Source organism: Dyella kyungheensis (assembly GCF_016905005.1).
Taxonomy (GTDB): domain Bacteria; phylum Pseudomonadota; class Gammaproteobacteria; order Xanthomonadales; family Rhodanobacteraceae; genus Dyella; species Dyella kyungheensis.
Genome location: NZ_JADIKC010000004.1, coordinates 297873 through 312950, shown reverse-complemented (window position 1 = coordinate 312950; position 15078 = coordinate 297873). Strand labels below are relative to the sequence as shown.

18 protein-coding genes are annotated in these 15078 nt (G+C 64.2%); 4 read left to right on the top strand and 14 right to left on the bottom strand.

What is annotated here, in order from left to right; translation table 11 throughout:
* The 4 genes from ISP20_RS11325 to glyA all read right to left on the bottom strand — a co-directional run.
* Window positions 1–473 (bottom strand): helix-turn-helix domain-containing protein (locus tag ISP20_RS11325; protein WP_204636194.1); only part of this gene is annotated, 473 nt, incomplete at its 3' end.
* Window positions 474–712: 239 nt separating this feature from the next.
* Window positions 713–1231, bottom strand: coding sequence for a transcriptional regulator NrdR (gene nrdR / locus ISP20_RS11320; RefSeq protein WP_204636193.1), 519 nt, complete (start codon window positions 1229–1231; stop codon window positions 713–715).
* Between the two features lie 31 nt (window positions 1232–1262).
* The gene (locus tag ISP20_RS11315) at window positions 1263–1733 is read right to left on the bottom strand and encodes a hypothetical protein (RefSeq protein WP_204636192.1); all 471 of its coding nucleotides are present in this window, start codon (window positions 1731–1733) and stop codon (window positions 1263–1265) included.
* 37 nt (window positions 1734–1770) lie between these two features.
* Entirely contained in the window at window positions 1771–3024 is a 1254-nt protein-coding gene (gene glyA, locus ISP20_RS11310) for a serine hydroxymethyltransferase (protein ID WP_204636191.1), read from the bottom strand.
* A gap of 142 nt (window positions 3025–3166) precedes the next feature.
* Between glyA and ISP20_RS11305 the strand changes: the two genes are divergently transcribed.
* Together ISP20_RS11305 and ISP20_RS11300 are read left to right on the top strand one after the other, a co-directional pair.
* Entirely contained in the window at window positions 3167–4258 is a 1092-nt protein-coding gene (locus tag ISP20_RS11305; RefSeq protein ID WP_204636190.1) for an alpha/beta hydrolase family protein, read from the top strand.
* Window positions 4259–4261: 3 nt separating this feature from the next.
* The gene (locus ISP20_RS11300) at window positions 4262–4861 is read left to right on the top strand and encodes a WHG domain-containing protein (RefSeq protein ID WP_204636189.1); all 600 of its coding nucleotides are present in this window, start codon (window positions 4262–4264) and stop codon (window positions 4859–4861) included.
* A gap of 93 nt (window positions 4862–4954) precedes the next feature.
* Here ISP20_RS11300 and ISP20_RS11295 read toward each other — a convergent pair whose 3' ends face one another.
* Complete coding sequence (locus ISP20_RS11295) at window positions 4955–5815, bottom strand: DUF817 domain-containing protein (protein WP_204636188.1); 861 nt, start codon at window positions 5813–5815, stop codon at window positions 4955–4957.
* A gap of 206 nt (window positions 5816–6021) precedes the next feature.
* On the opposite strand from ISP20_RS11295, the gene ettA reads away from it, so the two are divergent.
* Both ettA and pyrF read left to right on the top strand, forming a co-directional pair.
* Window positions 6022–7683, top strand: a complete 1662-nt coding sequence (gene ettA, locus ISP20_RS11290) for an energy-dependent translational throttle protein EttA (protein ID WP_204636187.1) — start codon at window positions 6022–6024, stop codon at window positions 7681–7683.
* A gap of 174 nt (window positions 7684–7857) precedes the next feature.
* Complete coding sequence (gene pyrF / locus ISP20_RS11285; RefSeq protein ID WP_204636212.1) at window positions 7858–8670, top strand: orotidine-5'-phosphate decarboxylase; 813 nt, start codon at window positions 7858–7860, stop codon at window positions 8668–8670.
* 6 nt (window positions 8671–8676) lie between these two features.
* Here the strand turns inward: pyrF and ISP20_RS11280 are convergent, their stop codons facing one another.
* From ISP20_RS11280 to ISP20_RS11240, 9 genes are all read right to left on the bottom strand, one after another.
* Window positions 8677–9432, bottom strand: a complete 756-nt coding sequence (locus ISP20_RS11280) for a Crp/Fnr family transcriptional regulator (protein WP_204636186.1) — start codon at window positions 9430–9432, stop codon at window positions 8677–8679.
* Window positions 9433–9664: 232 nt separating this feature from the next.
* Entirely contained in the window at window positions 9665–9979 is a 315-nt protein-coding gene (locus tag ISP20_RS11275) for a RebB family R body protein (protein ID WP_204636185.1), read from the bottom strand.
* Window positions 9980–10059: 80 nt separating this feature from the next.
* Window positions 10060–10386 carry a RebB family R body protein gene (locus tag ISP20_RS11270; RefSeq protein ID WP_204636184.1) on the bottom strand — a complete coding sequence of 109 codons (327 nt, stop codon included), beginning with the start codon at window positions 10384–10386 and terminating at the stop codon, window positions 10060–10062.
* Between the two features lie 73 nt (window positions 10387–10459).
* On the bottom strand, window positions 10460–10927 hold the full coding sequence (locus ISP20_RS11265; RefSeq protein ID WP_204636183.1) for a hypothetical protein: 468 nt from the start codon (window positions 10925–10927) through the stop codon (window positions 10460–10462).
* Window positions 10928–10944: 17 nt separating this feature from the next.
* Window positions 10945–11196: a hypothetical protein gene (locus ISP20_RS11260; protein ID WP_204636182.1), complete on the bottom strand. Its 252-nt coding sequence runs from the start codon at window positions 11194–11196 to the stop codon at window positions 10945–10947.
* Between the two features lie 25 nt (window positions 11197–11221).
* Complete coding sequence (locus ISP20_RS11255) at window positions 11222–13363, bottom strand: hypothetical protein (protein WP_204636181.1); 2142 nt, start codon at window positions 13361–13363, stop codon at window positions 11222–11224.
* A gap of 52 nt (window positions 13364–13415) precedes the next feature.
* On the bottom strand, window positions 13416–14045 hold the full coding sequence (locus ISP20_RS11250) for a hypothetical protein (protein ID WP_239535671.1): 630 nt from the start codon (window positions 14043–14045) through the stop codon (window positions 13416–13418).
* A gap of 51 nt (window positions 14046–14096) precedes the next feature.
* A complete protein-coding gene (locus ISP20_RS11245; protein ID WP_199099734.1) occupies window positions 14097–14330 on the bottom strand; it encodes a RebB family R body protein in 234 nt (77 codons plus the stop codon).
* Complete coding sequence (locus ISP20_RS11240; protein ID WP_275586794.1) at window positions 14323–14994, bottom strand: RNA polymerase sigma factor; 672 nt, start codon at window positions 14992–14994, stop codon at window positions 14323–14325. Before ISP20_RS11240 ends, ISP20_RS11245 begins: the two co-directional genes overlap by 8 nt.
* Window positions 14995–15078 lie beyond the last annotated feature (84 nt).

Below are 15078 nucleotides of genomic sequence, written 5' to 3'. Positions count from 1 at the left end.
CGCGCGCACTTGTGCTGGCGCAACAGTGCCACCAGCCCTCGCCGCAGCTCCCCGCGGGGAGCTGCATAGATCGCGGTGTAAATCGTCTCGTGAGACACGTGCTTGGCCGGCTCGTCGGGATGCTGTCGGCGCAGTGTGCGGCTCACCTCTTGCGGTGACCAGCGCCGGGCCAACAAGGAGCGCACCTGACGCCACAAGGCACTCTCACGATGCAACTTACGCGGCCGACGCGCCTGATGGGCCAAGCGACGGGCCCGATGGCCGGCGCGACAAGCGTCATAGCCGAGCGTCGGGCGCCCCAGACGAGGGCTGCCTGACGGCTCGCGGTGCCCGTTACGCGCCAGCTCCCGTGAGATCGTACTGGGCGACCGGCCCAGCAGCATCGCCAGCTGCCGGGCGCTCTCTCCACGTGCCTTGCCCACCATGATCGCGCCTCGCTCTTCGGCGCTTAGATGGTTGTAGTGCTGACCCATGCATCACCTCCAGAGGGGTGTTGCACTTGATATTAGAGACCGCCTTACTTTTCTTTGGGCAAGCAAAGAAAAGTAACCCGGCCTCCGGCAGGAGGACGGAAGCCCGCTGCAGGCGAGCCAGATCGCCGTATCGCGAGGACCGCGCACAAAGTTACTGGATGACCAGCCTTCGGCTGTTGAAAAACGCCTCCTGCTTTCGCAGGAATGACTAGCAACCGGCCCGCGCCGAGATGACGGGCTTAGGACTTCTTCCGCCGCGCCACCTGCTCACCCAAAAGCGAAAGCTGCAACGCCTCCAACTCCGGCAAATCGCGCTCCAACCTCTCGATCTCCTCGCGAAACGCCTGCACATCCTCGAACTTCCGATACACCGAAGCGAAGCGCACATACGCCACCTGGTCGAGCTTCTTCAGCTCGCGCATCACCAGTTCACCGACCTGCCGCGAAGGCACTTCGCGCTCGCCGCAGCGGCGCAAATCGTTGACGATTTCGCGCACGGCGGTGTCCACCGAGTCGGTCGGCACCGGACGTTTCTGCAGGGCGCGCTCGAAACTCACCCGCAACTTGTGTTCGTCGAACGGTTCGCGCCGCTCGCCGCTCTTCACGATCGACGGCAGCTTGAGCTCGGCCGTCTCGAAGGTATTGAAGCGCTCACTGCATTTGGGGCACTCGCGACGACGACGCACCGTGGCGCCGTCCTCGGCGAGGCGTGAATCGATCACGCGGGTGTCTTCGTGCTGGCAAAAAGGGCAATGCATTTTGTGAGAGCGTGCCTTTCAAAGATCTCGCTTAAACGGAACCCCGGTGGGATTTCGACATTTCACCCTGCAAGGCGAGTTGCAACAAACGGACTGGTGCGCAACCAACGAGAAACAAGGCCAAACAATCGATGAGCAGTCCCCAGGCTACGATCCCGGTAAACGACAAATAGCTGTAGAAAACGACGGCCTTCTCTGCCATGAAATAGCAAGGTGCAATGGCGATAAGCAGGAAAAACCATGGGCGTTTCGATCTGACCCAATCGCTGCCTTTCGCCAGAAAGCCCACTAAAAGCCACCCAGAGAGCACCAATGAAACGCAGCTCAGAACCGCAAGCGAGGTCTTGGCGAAAGCAATCGCCATGACCCATGCGCCCTTTGGCATCATCAGCCAAAGCGTTTCGGAACTGGCCGAGACTGCGATCGCGAACAACCGATCCGCGAGAAGATTCTGCGGAACCCACTGCACGAGCACCAAAAAGCCCAGACCCAGTATGGCCATGGGCACTTTTACGTGATCGCGAGTTGCGCGCATTGGCTCAGCCGTACACCGGGAACTTGTGGCACTGCGCCGTGACCTTGTCGCGCACCTTGGCGATGACGGCGTCATCGTTCGGCGCATCGAGCACGTCGCAGATCCACTGCGTGAGTTCGACCACGTCCGCTTCCAGGTAGCCGCGGGTGGTGACGGCCGGTGTGCCCACGCGCAGGCCCGAGGTCACGAACGGCTTGCGCGGGTCGTTCGGCACGGCGTTCTTGTTGACCGTGATGTGTGCCTTGCCCAACGCTTCTTCGGCATCTTTGCCGGTGACGTCGCGACCGATCAGGTCGACCAGCATCAGGTGGTTTTCGGTGCCGCCGGAGACGATCTTGTAGCCGCGCTCGATGAACGTCTTCGCCATCGCCTTGGCGTTCTTCACCACCTGTGCCTGGTAGGTCTTGAAGGCCGGCTCCAGCGCTTCCTTGAAGGCCACCGCCTTGGCGGCGATCACGTGCATCAGCGGACCGCCCTGGATGCCCGGGAACACGATCGACTGCAGCTTCTTCTCGATCTCTTCGCCGGCGTCCTTCGCCACGATGATGCCGCCGCGCGGACCGCGCAGGGTCTTGTGCGTGGTGGAGGTGACCACGTGCGCATGCGGCAGCGGGTTCGGATACACGCCCGCGGCGATCAGGCCGGCGACGTGCGCCATGTCCACGAACAGGTAGGCGCCGATCTTGTCGGCGATGGCGCGGAAGCGCGCCCAGTCCATCACCTGCGAATAGGCGCTGAAGCCGGCCACGATCATCTTCGGCTTGTGCTCGAGCGCGAGGCGTTCGACTTCGTCGTAGTCCACCAGGCCCTGCTCGTTCACGCCGTACTGCACCGCGTTGAACAACTTGCCCGAGACGTTGACCTTGGCACCGTGCGTGAGATGGCCGCCATGGGCGAGCGACATGCCCAGGATGGTGTCGCCCGGATTGAGCAGGGCCAGGTACACGGCCTGGTTGGCCTGCGAACCCGAGTGCGGCTGCACGTTGGCGTAGGTGGCGCCGAACAGCTGCTTGAGGCGATCGATGGCGAGCTTTTCAGCCACGTCCACGTACTCGCAGCCGCCGTAATAGCGCTTGCCCGGGTAACCCTCGGCGTATTTGTTGGTGAGTACGCTGCCCTGGGCTTCCATCACGCGGGGGCTGGCGTAGTTCTCCGAAGCGATCAGTTCGACGTGGTCCTCCTGACGGCGGGCTTCGTCGGCCATGGCCTGGGCCAGTTCGTTGTCGTAACCGGCGATCGTCTCGTGCTTCGGGAACATCCTGACCTCGTGGGGGTGGCGAGAAGGTTAGAACGCAAAAGTGTAGCCGTGATGTGGTATTGCGGCCACCTCGGGCGGGTTGCGTCTACGTTTCGTACGATGTACCGTACATTGCACGCAACCTAGCCCATGGAGTTTCGCCATGCCGATCCAGCCGTCCCGCGCCCCGGCGCGCCCGCTGTCCCTGCTACACGCACTCGCCCTGACCCTGCTCTTGCTGCTGCCCCTGACCGCCTTCGCCTCCGGTGTGACCGGGGTGGGCATCAGCGCGATCCAGATCCCCGATCCGGTCAGCGGCAAGCCGACCGGGGGCTATGTGTTCTACCCCTCCTCGCAGCCCACACCCGGCACCACGGCGTTCGGCCCCTACGACGTCGCAGCCACCCCTGACGCGCCGGCCATCCCAGGCGCCAAGCCGCTGGTGATCCTTTCCCACGGCAATGGTGGTAGCAATCTGGGCCACCACGATCTGGCCGCCTACCTCGCCAGCCACGGTTTCGTGGTCGCCACGCTCAATCAGCTGGGCGACTACTTCCGCGACACCAGCAAGGTCGGCAAGATCGAAGTGCTGGCGGGGCGCCCGGTGCAGGTCAAATCCGCCATCACTACCCTGCTCGACGATCCGAAGTGGAAAACCCTGATCGATGCGAACCGCATCGGCGTGGCCGGTTTCTCCGCGGGCGGCTACACGTCGCTGATGGTCGCCGGCGCCAAACCGCGTTTCGTCCGCTTCGTCGATTTCTGCCAGCACTATCCGCAAAACCAGGATGTCTGCGGCAAAGCCGACAAGTACAAGGCGGAAGCCGCCAGGCAAGGCAAGACCATGGAACAGGTGCTCAACGAGATGCAGGCCCAGCTGGGCAAGTACGGCGACACCGCCGATCCGCGCGTGAAAGCGGTTTTCGCGATGGCGCCGCTGAGCCTGATCTTCGACGAGCACAGCTTCGACAACGTGCACATCCCGGTCTTTTTGTACTACGGTCAGAACGACACGGTGCTGCCGCCGGAAGCGAACGCCAAGCACATCAAACCGCTGATCAAGACGTTGTATGCCGTCAAGGAAGTGCCACACGCCGACCACTGGGTGTTCCTGCCGCCCTGCTCGCCCGAGCTGGCCAAGGATATCCCGGCGATGTGCGTCGACCCGGCTGGCGTGGACCGTGCCAAGGTGCATGACCAGGTCAATGCCGACGCTTTGGCATTCTTCCGCAAGACGCTGGACGTAAAGGACTGACGCGTGCCCAAGGCACTCAGCGAGCAGGAAACCGAAGCCTTCCGCGCACGCCTGTGCGAAGCGGCGGCGAAGATCTATGTCGAAGAAGGCCCGGCCGCCGTCACCATGCGGCGCCTGGCTGGCGAACTGGGCGTCGGAACCATGACGCCCTATCGCTACTTCGACAACAAGGAAGAGATCATCACGGCCGTCCGCACGCGCGGCCTGAACCGTTTTTCCGAAGCCCTGGAACGCGCGCTGGAATCGCCCGGCGACGGCCGCACCCGCAGCCGCGCCGTGCGCGATGCCTATATCGCCTTTGCCCGCGAGAACACGGCGACCTACCGGCTGATGTTCGAATACCCGGAGACGCGGCGGGACGACCCCGCCTACCGGCAGGCGCACGACCGGATGTGGGCCACCATCGCCGCGCACGTGAACGTGATGATCGCCGAGGGTACCGTCGCCGCCGATGCTGCCATTCTCGGCCACCAGATCTGGGCCGCCCTGCATGGCGCGGTGATGCTGGAAATCGCCGGCATGCTGCCTGAGGGCTATGACGCCGCTTCGCTGCATACGCGTACCGTCAGCGCGGTGTTCGACGCCGCCAAACCATTGCGCTGAAGCCTTCTGTAGGAGCGCACCCTGTGCGCGACACCTACGGAGCGATACACCCGGCGTGGCCGTCGCGCACAGGGTGCGCTCCTACAAAGGGGTTTATCGCTTGCGCCTCGCCACCGCCGACACCAGCACGTAGCTGATCACCATCAGCAACAGCCAGGCGCCCAGCTTGTCCAGCGGCACCAGCTGCCAACCGTGGCGCTGCGCGGGGTAGCGCCATGCGGAGGCGAACGTGCCCAGGTTTTCGGCGAACCAGATGAACAGCGCCACCAGCACGAAGCCGAGCAGCAGCGGCATCCTGCGATACACATGGCGCACGCGGAACAACACCCATGTGCGGCCGAACAAGGCGGCCAGCGCCCCGAACAGCAGCCAACGGATGTCGGGCAGGAAATGATGCGTGAAGAAATTCACGTAGATCGCCAAGGCGAGCCATGCCGTTGCCGCGAAGGAGGGATGGCGGACGAAGCGGAATTCGAACAACCGCCACGCGCGAGCGATATAGCTGCCCACGGCGCCGTACATGAATCCCGTGAACAACGGCACGCCGCCGATGCGCAGCAACGACGCTTCGGGATAGACCCAGGAGCCCATGGCCGTCTTGAACACCTCCATGGCCGTGCCGACCAGGTGGAAGCACAGGATCATCTTCGCTTCGTCCCGCGTCTCCAGCCCGAGCGCGATCAGCACCCCCTGCATGGCCAGCGACGCCACCACCAGGAAGTCGTAGCGCGCCAGCCACGCACCGGCGGGATAAAAAGCCCAGGTGACCACCAACAAAGCGAGCATGCAGCCGCCGAACAGGCAGGCCCTTGCCTGCTTGATGCCGAAGCACACCAGTTCGTGCAGGGCGACGGCCCACGATCCCCGCACGCGCGCCCAGCGGGCTGCGCCCTCGTCCAGTGAGTGGACTGCGCGCAGCCAAGACGGCGGCGCCAGCGCGGGGGTCCTGTCCATGGGCCTGCTCCCGGAAAAAGCCCAGCATGGCCGGGGCCTGGGCGACGGCAGGGGCGCGATCGGGCAAAACTCGGGCGGAACGGTCGCGGGGCGCGGGCAACCGTCACCGGAGCGACCCCACAAACCGCTATAATGAGTGGTTTACACCCACTCTGATCGCACTGCCTGCCCTCGCGGCCGGCCAGGTGCACGCCGCCGGAGGTTCCATGCAATACATCTACACCATGAACGGGGTCAGCAAGATCGTTCCCCCGAAGCGCCAGATCATCAAGGACATCTCGCTCAGCTTCTTCCCCGGCGCCAAGATCGGCCTGCTGGGTTTGAACGGCGCGGGCAAGTCGACGGTGCTGAAGATCATGGCCGGCGTGGACACGGACTTCCAGGGCGAAGCCCGCCCGCAGCCGGGTATCAAGGTCGGCTACCTGGCGCAGGAACCGCAGCTCGATCCCGAGAAGACCGTGCGCGAAGCGGTCGAGGAAGGCGTGTCGGTGATCCTCGATGCGCAGAAGCGCCTGGAAGAGGTCTATGCGGCCTACGGTGAAGACGGTGCCGATTTCGACAAGCTGGCCAAGGAACAGCAGGAGCTGGAAAACATCCTGGCCGTGAACGATGCGCATGCCCTGGAGCGTCAGCTCGAAGTGGCCGCCGACGCGCTGCGCCTGCCGCCGTGGGATGCCAAGATCGGGCCGCTGTCCGGTGGTGAAAAGCGCCGCGTGGCGCTGTGCCGCCTGCTGCTGTCCAAGCCGGACATGCTGTTGCTGGACGAGCCCACCAACCATTTGGACGCCGAGTCGGTGGATTGGCTGGAGCAGTTCCTGCAGAACTACCCGGGCACCGTGGTGGCGGTCACCCATGATCGCTACTTCCTCGAGCACGCCGCCGAGTGGATTCTCGAACTCGATCGCGGCCGCGGCATCCCGTGGAAGGGCAACTACACCGACTGGCTGGAACAGAAGAGCGAGCGTCTGGCCCGCGAAGAAGCCGCCGAAAAGGGCCGCCAGAAGGCGCTGGCGCGCGAACTGGAGTGGGTGCGTTCGGCTGCCAAGGGCCGTCAGTCCAAGGGCAAGGCGCGTATCAACCGCTTCGAAGAGCTGAACTCGGTCGAGTACCAGAAGCGCAACGAAACGAACGAACTCTACATCCCGCCGGGCGAGCGCCTGGGCCAGGAAGTGATCGAGTTCAAGAACGTGTCCAAGTCCTTTGGCGATCGCCTGCTGATCGACGACCTGTCGATGAAGATCCCGCCGGGCGCCATCGTCGGCGTGATCGGCCCGAACGGCGCCGGCAAGTCGACCCTGTTCAAGCTGATCACCGGTCAGGAAAAGCCGGACCAGGGCGAAGTGAAGCTCGGCCACACCGTGCAGCTGGCCTATGTGGACCAGTCGCGCGACAGCCTCGATCCGAACAAGAACGTGTGGCAGGAAGTCTCCGACGGCGCCGACATCATCACCATCGGCCGCTACGAGTTGCAGTCGCGTGCCTATATCGGCCGCTTCAACTTCAAGGGCACCGACCAGCAGAAGATGGTGGGCAGCCTGTCCGGCGGTGAGCGCGGTCGCCTGCACCTGGCCAAGACGCTGATGCAGGGTGGCAACGTGCTGCTGCTCGACGAACCGTCGAACGATCTGGACGTCGAAACGCTGCGCGCGCTGGAAGACGCGATGCTGGAATTCCCGGGCTGCGCGATGGTGATCTCGCATGACCGCTGGTTCCTCGATCGCATCGCCACGCACATCATCGCGTTCGAAGGCGATTCGCACGTGGAGTTCTTCCCGGGCAACTACAACGAGTACGAAGCCGACAAGAAGCGCCGTCTCGGCGACGAAGCCGCCGGCCCGCATCGTGTGAAGTACAAGAAGCTGGCGTAAGCCCGCTCCTGCTCCCTCTCCTCTTTGGGGAGAGGGCTGGGGTGAGGGGGCACGGCTTGCCCCGATCCTCAAAAGAATCAGATTTCAAATCAGCGATACCGCAAGATTGTCCCCTCACCCCAACCCTCTCCCCGGAGGGGAGAGGGAGTGAAAGGCAGCGACGAGGAAAACCCGATGCACTTCATGCAATCCCTGCAACAGGCATGGGCTGACCATGACTCCCTCGTCTGCGTCGGTCTCGATCCCGAGCCCGCGAAATTTCCCGCGCACCTCAAGGGTCGCCCGGACGCGGTGTTCGAATTCTGCCGTGACATCGTCGACGCCACCGCCGACGTCGTCTGCACGTACAAGCCACAGATCGCGCACTTCGCCGCGCTGCGAGCCGAAGACGCGCTTGAGCGATTGATCGCGCACATCCACGACAAGCATCCCGGCTTGCCGGTGATCCTCGACGCCAAGCGCGGCGATATCGGCAGCACCGCACAGCACTATGCCAGCGAGGCATTCGATCGCTACCGTGCCGATGCCGTGACGCTCAACCCCTATATGGGCCGCGATTCCGCCCAGCCGTTCCTCGAACGTGCCGACAAGGGCGTGATCCTGCTGTGCCGCACATCGAATCCGGGCGGCGCGGATTTCCAGGCACTCGATTGCGGCGGGCTGCCGCTCTATCTGCGCGTGGCCGAAACCATCGCGCGCGACTGGAACGTGCACGGCAACTGCGCCCTCGTCACCGGTGCGACCTGGCCCGAAGAGCTGGGCAAGGTGCGCGCCATCGTCGGCGACATGCCGTTGCTGGTGCCGGGCATCGGTGCGCAAGGCGGCGACGTGGAAGCCGTGCTCAAGCATGGCCGCACGAACGACGGCACCGGCCTGATGATCAGCTCGTCGCGCGCGATCCTCTACGCCGGCAATGGCGAGGACTTCGCCCAGGCAGCGCGCGACGCCGCGCTGGATCTGCGCGACACCATCAACCGCTATCGCTGAATTGCGCTAAAAGCGACGCTCCGGCGCGCAGGCCTTGCGTCGGAGCTGCTCGAAATCGTGCACGTAAAGCACGTTGCGCTCGCGACTGATCAATCCCGCGCGCTGCCAGCCCTGCAACAACGCATTCAACTTGGGCCGGCTCGCGTTGAGCATGGAAGCGAGAATGCCCTGCGTGGGCGGCAACTGGATCTGCCCGACGCCACGCCCGTCGCGCTCGGCCGCATCCAGCAGGTAACGCGCCAGCCGCGATTCCAGGCTGTACAGGCACATCGTTTCCAGCGCCTTCGCAGTGCGGCTGACGCGTGCGGCCAGAAGCAGCAGCACGCGATTGAGGAACTGCGGCTCGGTCAGCAGCCTCGCCAGATGCACGCGACGCAGCAGCAACACGGTCGCCATACCGACGGCGACGGCGGTGAAGTGATGAACACTCGCGCCCAGCAATGCCGCCTCGCCGATCGCCTGGCCGGAGCCGGCCATGTCCACGATCAATTCGCGCCCGTCCGGGCCGTAGAGAATCGCGTACACCGCGCCTTCCGCTACCAAGGCGGCGAAATCGGCGGGATCGTTGTTGCGGAAGACCAGTTCGCCGCTGTCCAGGTAGCGTCCATGCGAACGCTCGGCCAAATCGTCCAGCACCGGGGCGGGAAGGCCGGCAAACAATTCGGACCGCGCAAGCAAGGCGCGGCGCCCTTCCGCGTCCAAGACTGTCGAACGGCCGCTGCGCACGACCGTGCGCGACGCGTGCCGCGTAGCCAGTTCCATGCTGATTGCCCCCTAAGGACAAGCGCCATGCATCGTCCTCGATGCGGACCGCGCCGTCCCGACTATCGAACGCTCGTGCCCGAACTACCCGCGGGAACCGACATCCAGCCCGCTGGCCCGGGAGTCTTGTTCTCCATAACCTGCCTAGTCGCCGATAACGGTAGCGTGATCGCCACGCCCGTCTCGGCGGGACGGACAGGCGTACCCGTCCGCTCCCGCCCGGCCGATCGCTTCAGCTGCTGCGGAACGCGTTGAGCACGCTCAGCAAGCTGGTCAGGTTGTCCGCCACGCCACCCTGCGCCACCTTCTCGCTGGCGGCACCGGTGGCGGTGGTGTCCAGGCTGTAGATCTGCATCACGCCCTGGTTGGCGGCGGCCTGCGACAGCGAGTTCTGCTGCTGTTGTGCCGCCACGGCGTTCTCGAACAGGATGCCGGTCGAGTGGGCCATGGTCTGGTAGATCGAACCCATCGCCATGGCCGGCGCTTCGGCGACGACCTTCACGTTGGTCTGGGTAACGGCATCGGTGATCTGGCTGTTCACGGTCATGATTCAACTCCATGCAATGAAGCGGCTGTGCCGCGATAAAAAACGGTTGACGATGCGCGCGCACCAGGCGCGCACCGGCGTCACTGGTTGTTGAAGGCGCTCATCACGCTCATCAGGCTGGTGAGGTTGTCGGCCACGCCGCCCTGCGCGACCTTCTCCGTCGCCGCCGCCGTCGCGGTGGTATCGAGGCTGTAGATCTGCATTACGCCCTGGTTGGTCGAGGCCTGCGACAGCGTGTTCTGCTGCTGCGAGGCCGACACCGCGTTCTCGTAGAGCAGGCCGGTGGAATGCGCCATGGTCTGGAAGATCGAACCCATGGCCATGGCCGGACCTTCGGCGATCACCTTCACGTTGGACTGGGTGACCGCGTCGGTGATCTGCGAATTGACCGAAATGGGGATAGGCATGTTGAGTGCTCCTCTGGGTGGGTACGGCGTTCCCGTACATGAAAGTGAAACGATTGGAACGAGCCCGCGTGAATCAACGCTTGCGCCGCGTGCCCGCGGTTTGCGCGTCGTGCGGACCGGCTGCGTGCGCGTGCGGCGACGTCGGCGGCGTTTCCTGCGCGACGTTCTCGCCCTGATGCTTGTGCCGGTGCTGCAGGGTCTTGAGCGATGCCACCGCCTCGATCACCTGCTCCACCGCCTGCTGCTCGACGTCGCGCTGCTCGGCCAGCTGCATGAGCGCCTTGCGGGCCTCCTCGGTGCCGTTGCGTATCGCCTGGAGCGCGTGCGCGCTGCCGCGCTCGACGATCTCCGCCGCACGCACCAGGCTCATGCCTCCCTCGCTCGAGCCGGGCGGCGATGGCACCGGCGGCGCGGGCTGCGGCGGCGGCATATAAGGCGGGTATGGATAGACGGCGCGCGGCCGCTCCGCTCGCGTCAGTGCGAGCAGCAACTTGATCAGCTCACGCAAACCGTCGAGCTTGTCCTGGTCGATCGCGATCATGGGGAGATCTCCGGCGTTCAGCGCATGCGCGCGGCTAGCAGACGGGCGAGTGCAAGCACCAGCCGTTGCTCGCGCGTGCGTTTGCGTCGTTGTCCCGGTGCATCGGCATGCGATGCCGGCTTGCGCGCAGCGATGGGCACGAGCGCTCTCGAAGGCTTCTTCGCCGGGGCTGCTGCCGGAGGCGAGGAGGCCTTGCGAGGTGCGGCCAGTTCGCCGAAGCCGCGCCCGGTGAAGTCGTTCACGATCTCGTCGCCGGATGGCGTGGTCATGGGATGTCCTCTGCGTGCCAACGATTTACGAACCCTGCGACACCTGTCCGCGCTGCAGGCTCACCACCGACGCCGGGGACTGGTAACCCTCGAGCTTCTCGATGTTGCGCTCAGCCCAGCTGACCTCCTTGCGGAAATCGCCCACCGTGTGCATCCAGTAGCAATCGGCCATCAGCACCATCAGGGCCTGCAGGTCGAACAGCGTGTCCGTGCTCAACACGCTCTGCCCGACCGGAAGCAGGTTGTAGGCCACCATCAGGACCATGCGGACGAACTCGTCCTGGATATCGCTGTGCTCGACGCCCTGCCCGTCGGCACCCAACAAGTACGAGCGCCAGTTCTGGAATACGGCGTACACCCGCGTCATGGCCTGGTAGCGAACCGAGGGCTGCGCCGAGGTCCCGACAATGCCCGAGACCAGGCGGACATAGCGCTTGTAATCGTTCTCGTCGACGAACCTGGCGAGCGGCCCCAGCGCGGCCTGCAGATAGCCATGGATCGTTTCGGCGACGTTGCCCTTGCTCAGCACGGCTTCGATGGGCCCCTCCAGCTTGCTTACTTCGAAGAAGAACTCGATCTGCTCCTGGGTAAGCGCATCGCTGAACATGTACGCCACCGAGGTGGATGCCGCCACCAGCACGTCCGTATCGATATAGCCGTCCAGATGACGGAAGCCTTTGTTGATCCGATAGGACTCCGCCGACTTGAACAGGCCCGCCGCTCCGGTGATGGCGTTGCTGCCGAGATTGGTGTCGAAGGCGATCACCGGATACTTCGCCGCCATGAAATTGCGGTAGTAGTAGTCGTGCCCGAGCCGGAAGGTGTATGGCGAATCCACGCCCGTCAACAGCTCGTACCAGCTACCGTCCTCACCCTTCGTTACCGGCGCGTCGAACATCTCGCTCAAGGCCATGACGCTGCGCTTGCCGTTGTAGGCCGCCAGCTCGCGGCTGCGCTCGCCGTTGACGTCGAAGCGGCGCAGGCGGCAGCCCCGGTAGGTCAACGAATTGCTGATGAACAGCTCGTCGAACAGGCGCGAGAACATGCCTGCGCCATAACCTGGCGCTCCACGACTGCCCGCGCTCTCGGTGGCGCGCCGCTCGGTCGCCGTCTGCACACAGCGACTGATGTACGCGGCCAGCGCCCTGTAGAAGTCGCCATCCGGCGCAGGATCGCCGTACGCAAGGTAATAGCCGATCATCGAGCGATGGTCGGCGGCGGCACTGGCTCCCTCGCCGTTGTGGATATGCACGATCACCGAACGCAACCGCTTGTCCCTGAGCAGTTCGGTCAATGTGTCCTGGTTCTTGCGCAGGAAGTCGAACAGGACCTCGTAGTTGGCGACGCGATTCTCCACGCCAAGCACATCCAACCCGATGGTCACCTTCAACTTCTCCTCGAGCAGCTTCTTGAGGATCGCCTCCAGCTCATCGGCGAACCGGCGACCGCTCACGTAGGCGGACGGGGTATGCACGAGCACGCGGTATTCGGTGTTCTGATGGGCGTTGAACAACGCGACCTGCGCATCGAGCGCATCGATGTCGCTGGCGCTGGCGGGAATCTGGATATGCTTGATGCCCTGCGTCTTCAGGTATTGAAGCGTCGCGTCGATCCAGCCGATGTACTTTGCTTCGCCGTCCTTGCCCGCCCTCACCCGGTCGACCAGGCTCGAACGCATCTTGTAGGCGTCGTCGAACGGCGTGAACTTGTTGCTCGAGTAGATCTTGCCGTTGAAGTAGCGCATCAGCGCCAGCATCCAGTCCCGATCTTCGCCGTTACTTGCCATGGCGGCCTGCACCGACTGCATGGCGGCGCGATACAACGCCGGATCGGTGACCGGCAAGACATCGATCTGTTCACGCGGTTGCATGCGCTGGGCGATCAGCACGCTGGCGAAGTAGATGTTCTCCGCCGTGCATTCGCCGCGCTCATAGCCGGTCTTGTCGGCGCGGTGCGCCAACAGCTCGAAGGGGTTGGACTCGAGCATGTAACGCAGCGCTTGTTCGAACAGCGCCTGCTCGCCCTTCTCGTCGCTCGGTCCCGCCAGCCAGCTGGCGAGCGAGGGTACGTTCTTGCTCCGCACCGGCAGGATGCCGCCCAGGTGACTGTGGAAATCGTATGGGTACTCGAATACCCGGGTAGGCGACGAAAGCGTGAAATAGGCCATGGGAACTCCTCGTAACGCGTGGGTCGAGAGGCGGCGTTGCTTGCCGTCCGGCTTATTGCGGTGGCGTCTTGCGAGCGGCCAGCACGCTGCTGTACTTGGCGATGCTCTGGTCGATGCGATCGATCGCGAAACTGGCGGACTCCGCTTCCATCGCGCCGGCGGCAGCAGCCACGGCGGCGGCGGCGCCCATCAGCAGGTCGGTGGCGACGATGCCCAACGCGTCTTCGCCGGCTTGTTCGAGGTTCTGCTCGGCCAAGGCCTGGGTCATCTGCTTGAGCAACACACTCTGGCTCGCCAACACCAGCTTGCTCACGCCATCGAAATAGTTCGCTGCCGCCTGCGCCACCAGGCCCGACGCCTGGCTGATCATCATGTCGGGACCCAGCGCGATCTGCGAAGGCGCATAGCTGGCCGTCTCCGCGTTGCTCAACTGCACCGCCTGCACGATGGCGGGTGCGAGTGCATCGGTGTTCGGCGGTGACGGGTTTTGCGACAGCATCCGTTCCGTCATCAGCGAACGCACATTCGTCGGCGGTGGTGGCGGCGCTGGCGATGGTGCCGGTGCCGGTGCAGGTGCAGGTGCCGGCCCCTGCGCGGGCGTACCGGCATTCCCTCCATCGTCTTCGCCGCTGGCTGCGCGCGGCGACCGGTTGCCCGAGATCCATTTCGACCAGAAGGCCATGTACGCGTTCCTCTCTTACGCCAAAACCCAATCCCACTCGCGAAAAGTCGTCTAGGGTTTGTCGGCGATGGACATGATCATCGCGACGGCCCTCGACACCACGGCGTTGGAGATCTGATTGAGCGCCTGCTGGCTGTGCACCGCGTTCTGCAACGAGAGGCCCGCCGAATGACTGGCCACCTGATAGAGCGCCGCGATCGCTTGAGCCGGTGCCTCCGCAACCACTTTCACGTTCGTCTGCGTAATGGCATCGGTAATCTGGGCGTTGACTTGAGGGTCAGCCATGACTGTTTCCTTTGGTCGGCGGTGTTGGCAGGTCGCGGCGCTGGCCGCTGCCCTTCTCATAACGACGGGCATCGACGACTGTGAAAACCGTGGCGCGCGTCGATTCCTCTCGCGGCGTGGCGGCGCGACCGACTTCCGTGCGCAGCCGGTCGCGTATCAGCTGCACGCGCTTGCGCAGCAGGGGCTGGTTGACGCCCAGCCGTTCGGCGATCTGCGGATAGGGCAAGTCGTCGATGAAGCGGAACGCAAACAGCCGGCGCTGGGCGGGACTCATCGTTCGCAGCGCGGCTTCGATGCAGGCGATCTGCTGGGTCACTTCCAGCCGCTGCATCGCGGAAGGCGCGGCATAACCGTCGACGGCCATCTTGCCGTCGTGCACGTCGACGCTATCGTCGAATACCAATCCTTCACGCACACTCCGGCGCACGCCATCGACGAAGACATGCCGAAGGACAACGAACAGGAAGCCCTTCGGATGTTCCATGAAATGCGGACGATGACGCGTGAACTGCAGCGCCTTGAGCGCGGTGGCCGCCAGCAGTTCGTCGGCGCGATCCGCATGGCCGCCGCTCAATCGGCGCGCTCGTCGCAACAGCATGGGTTGATGCGCACGCCAGGCCTGTTCGAACCTCGCGTCGATACCGGTATCCGCCCTGCACTCCATCGCTCCGCACTCCCGTCAATGAGAGTGCGCGAGTGTCCATGGGCATCGACGCGTTAGCTGTTCCCTGCGTGACAGGTGTTTTTG

Excerpts from the sequence above, each read along its gene's own strand:
- nrdR (WP_204636193.1), bottom strand. The coding sequence starts at position 1,231 with ATGCATTGCCCTTTTTGCCAGCACGAAGACACCCGCGTGATCGATTCA.
- ISP20_RS11315 (WP_204636192.1), bottom strand. The coding sequence starts at position 1,733 with ATGGCCATACTGGGTCTGGGCTTTTTGGTGCTCGTGCAGTGGGTTCCG.
- glyA (WP_204636191.1), bottom strand. The coding sequence starts at position 3,024 with ATGTTCCCGAAGCACGAGACGATCGCCGGTTACGACAACGAACTGGCC.
- ISP20_RS11305 (WP_204636190.1), top strand. The coding sequence starts at position 3,167 with ATGCCGATCCAGCCGTCCCGCGCCCCGGCGCGCCCGCTGTCCCTGCTA.
- ISP20_RS11295 (WP_204636188.1), bottom strand. The coding sequence starts at position 5,815 with ATGGACAGGACCCCCGCGCTGGCGCCGCCGTCTTGGCTGCGCGCAGTC.
- ettA (WP_204636187.1), top strand. The coding sequence starts at position 6,022 with ATGCAATACATCTACACCATGAACGGGGTCAGCAAGATCGTTCCCCCG.
- pyrF (WP_204636212.1), top strand. The coding sequence starts at position 7,858 with ATGCACTTCATGCAATCCCTGCAACAGGCATGGGCTGACCATGACTCC.
- ISP20_RS11280 (WP_204636186.1), bottom strand. The coding sequence starts at position 9,432 with ATGGAACTGGCTACGCGGCACGCGTCGCGCACGGTCGTGCGCAGCGGC.
- ISP20_RS11275 (WP_204636185.1), bottom strand. The coding sequence starts at position 9,979 with ATGACCGTGAACAGCCAGATCACCGATGCCGTTACCCAGACCAACGTG.
- ISP20_RS11270 (WP_204636184.1), bottom strand. The coding sequence starts at position 10,386 with ATGCCTATCCCCATTTCGGTCAATTCGCAGATCACCGACGCGGTCACC.
- ISP20_RS11265 (WP_204636183.1), bottom strand. The coding sequence starts at position 10,927 with ATGATCGCGATCGACCAGGACAAGCTCGACGGTTTGCGTGAGCTGATC.
- ISP20_RS11260 (WP_204636182.1), bottom strand. The coding sequence starts at position 11,196 with ATGACCACGCCATCCGGCGACGAGATCGTGAACGACTTCACCGGGCGC.
- ISP20_RS11255 (WP_204636181.1), bottom strand. The coding sequence starts at position 13,363 with ATGGCCTATTTCACGCTTTCGTCGCCTACCCGGGTATTCGAGTACCCA.
- ISP20_RS11250 (WP_239535671.1), bottom strand. The coding sequence starts at position 14,045 with ATGGCCTTCTGGTCGAAATGGATCTCGGGCAACCGGTCGCCGCGCGCA.
- ISP20_RS11245 (WP_199099734.1), bottom strand. The coding sequence starts at position 14,330 with ATGGCTGACCCTCAAGTCAACGCCCAGATTACCGATGCCATTACGCAG.
- ISP20_RS11240 (WP_275586794.1), bottom strand. The coding sequence starts at position 14,994 with ATGGAGTGCAGGGCGGATACCGGTATCGACGCGAGGTTCGAACAGGCC.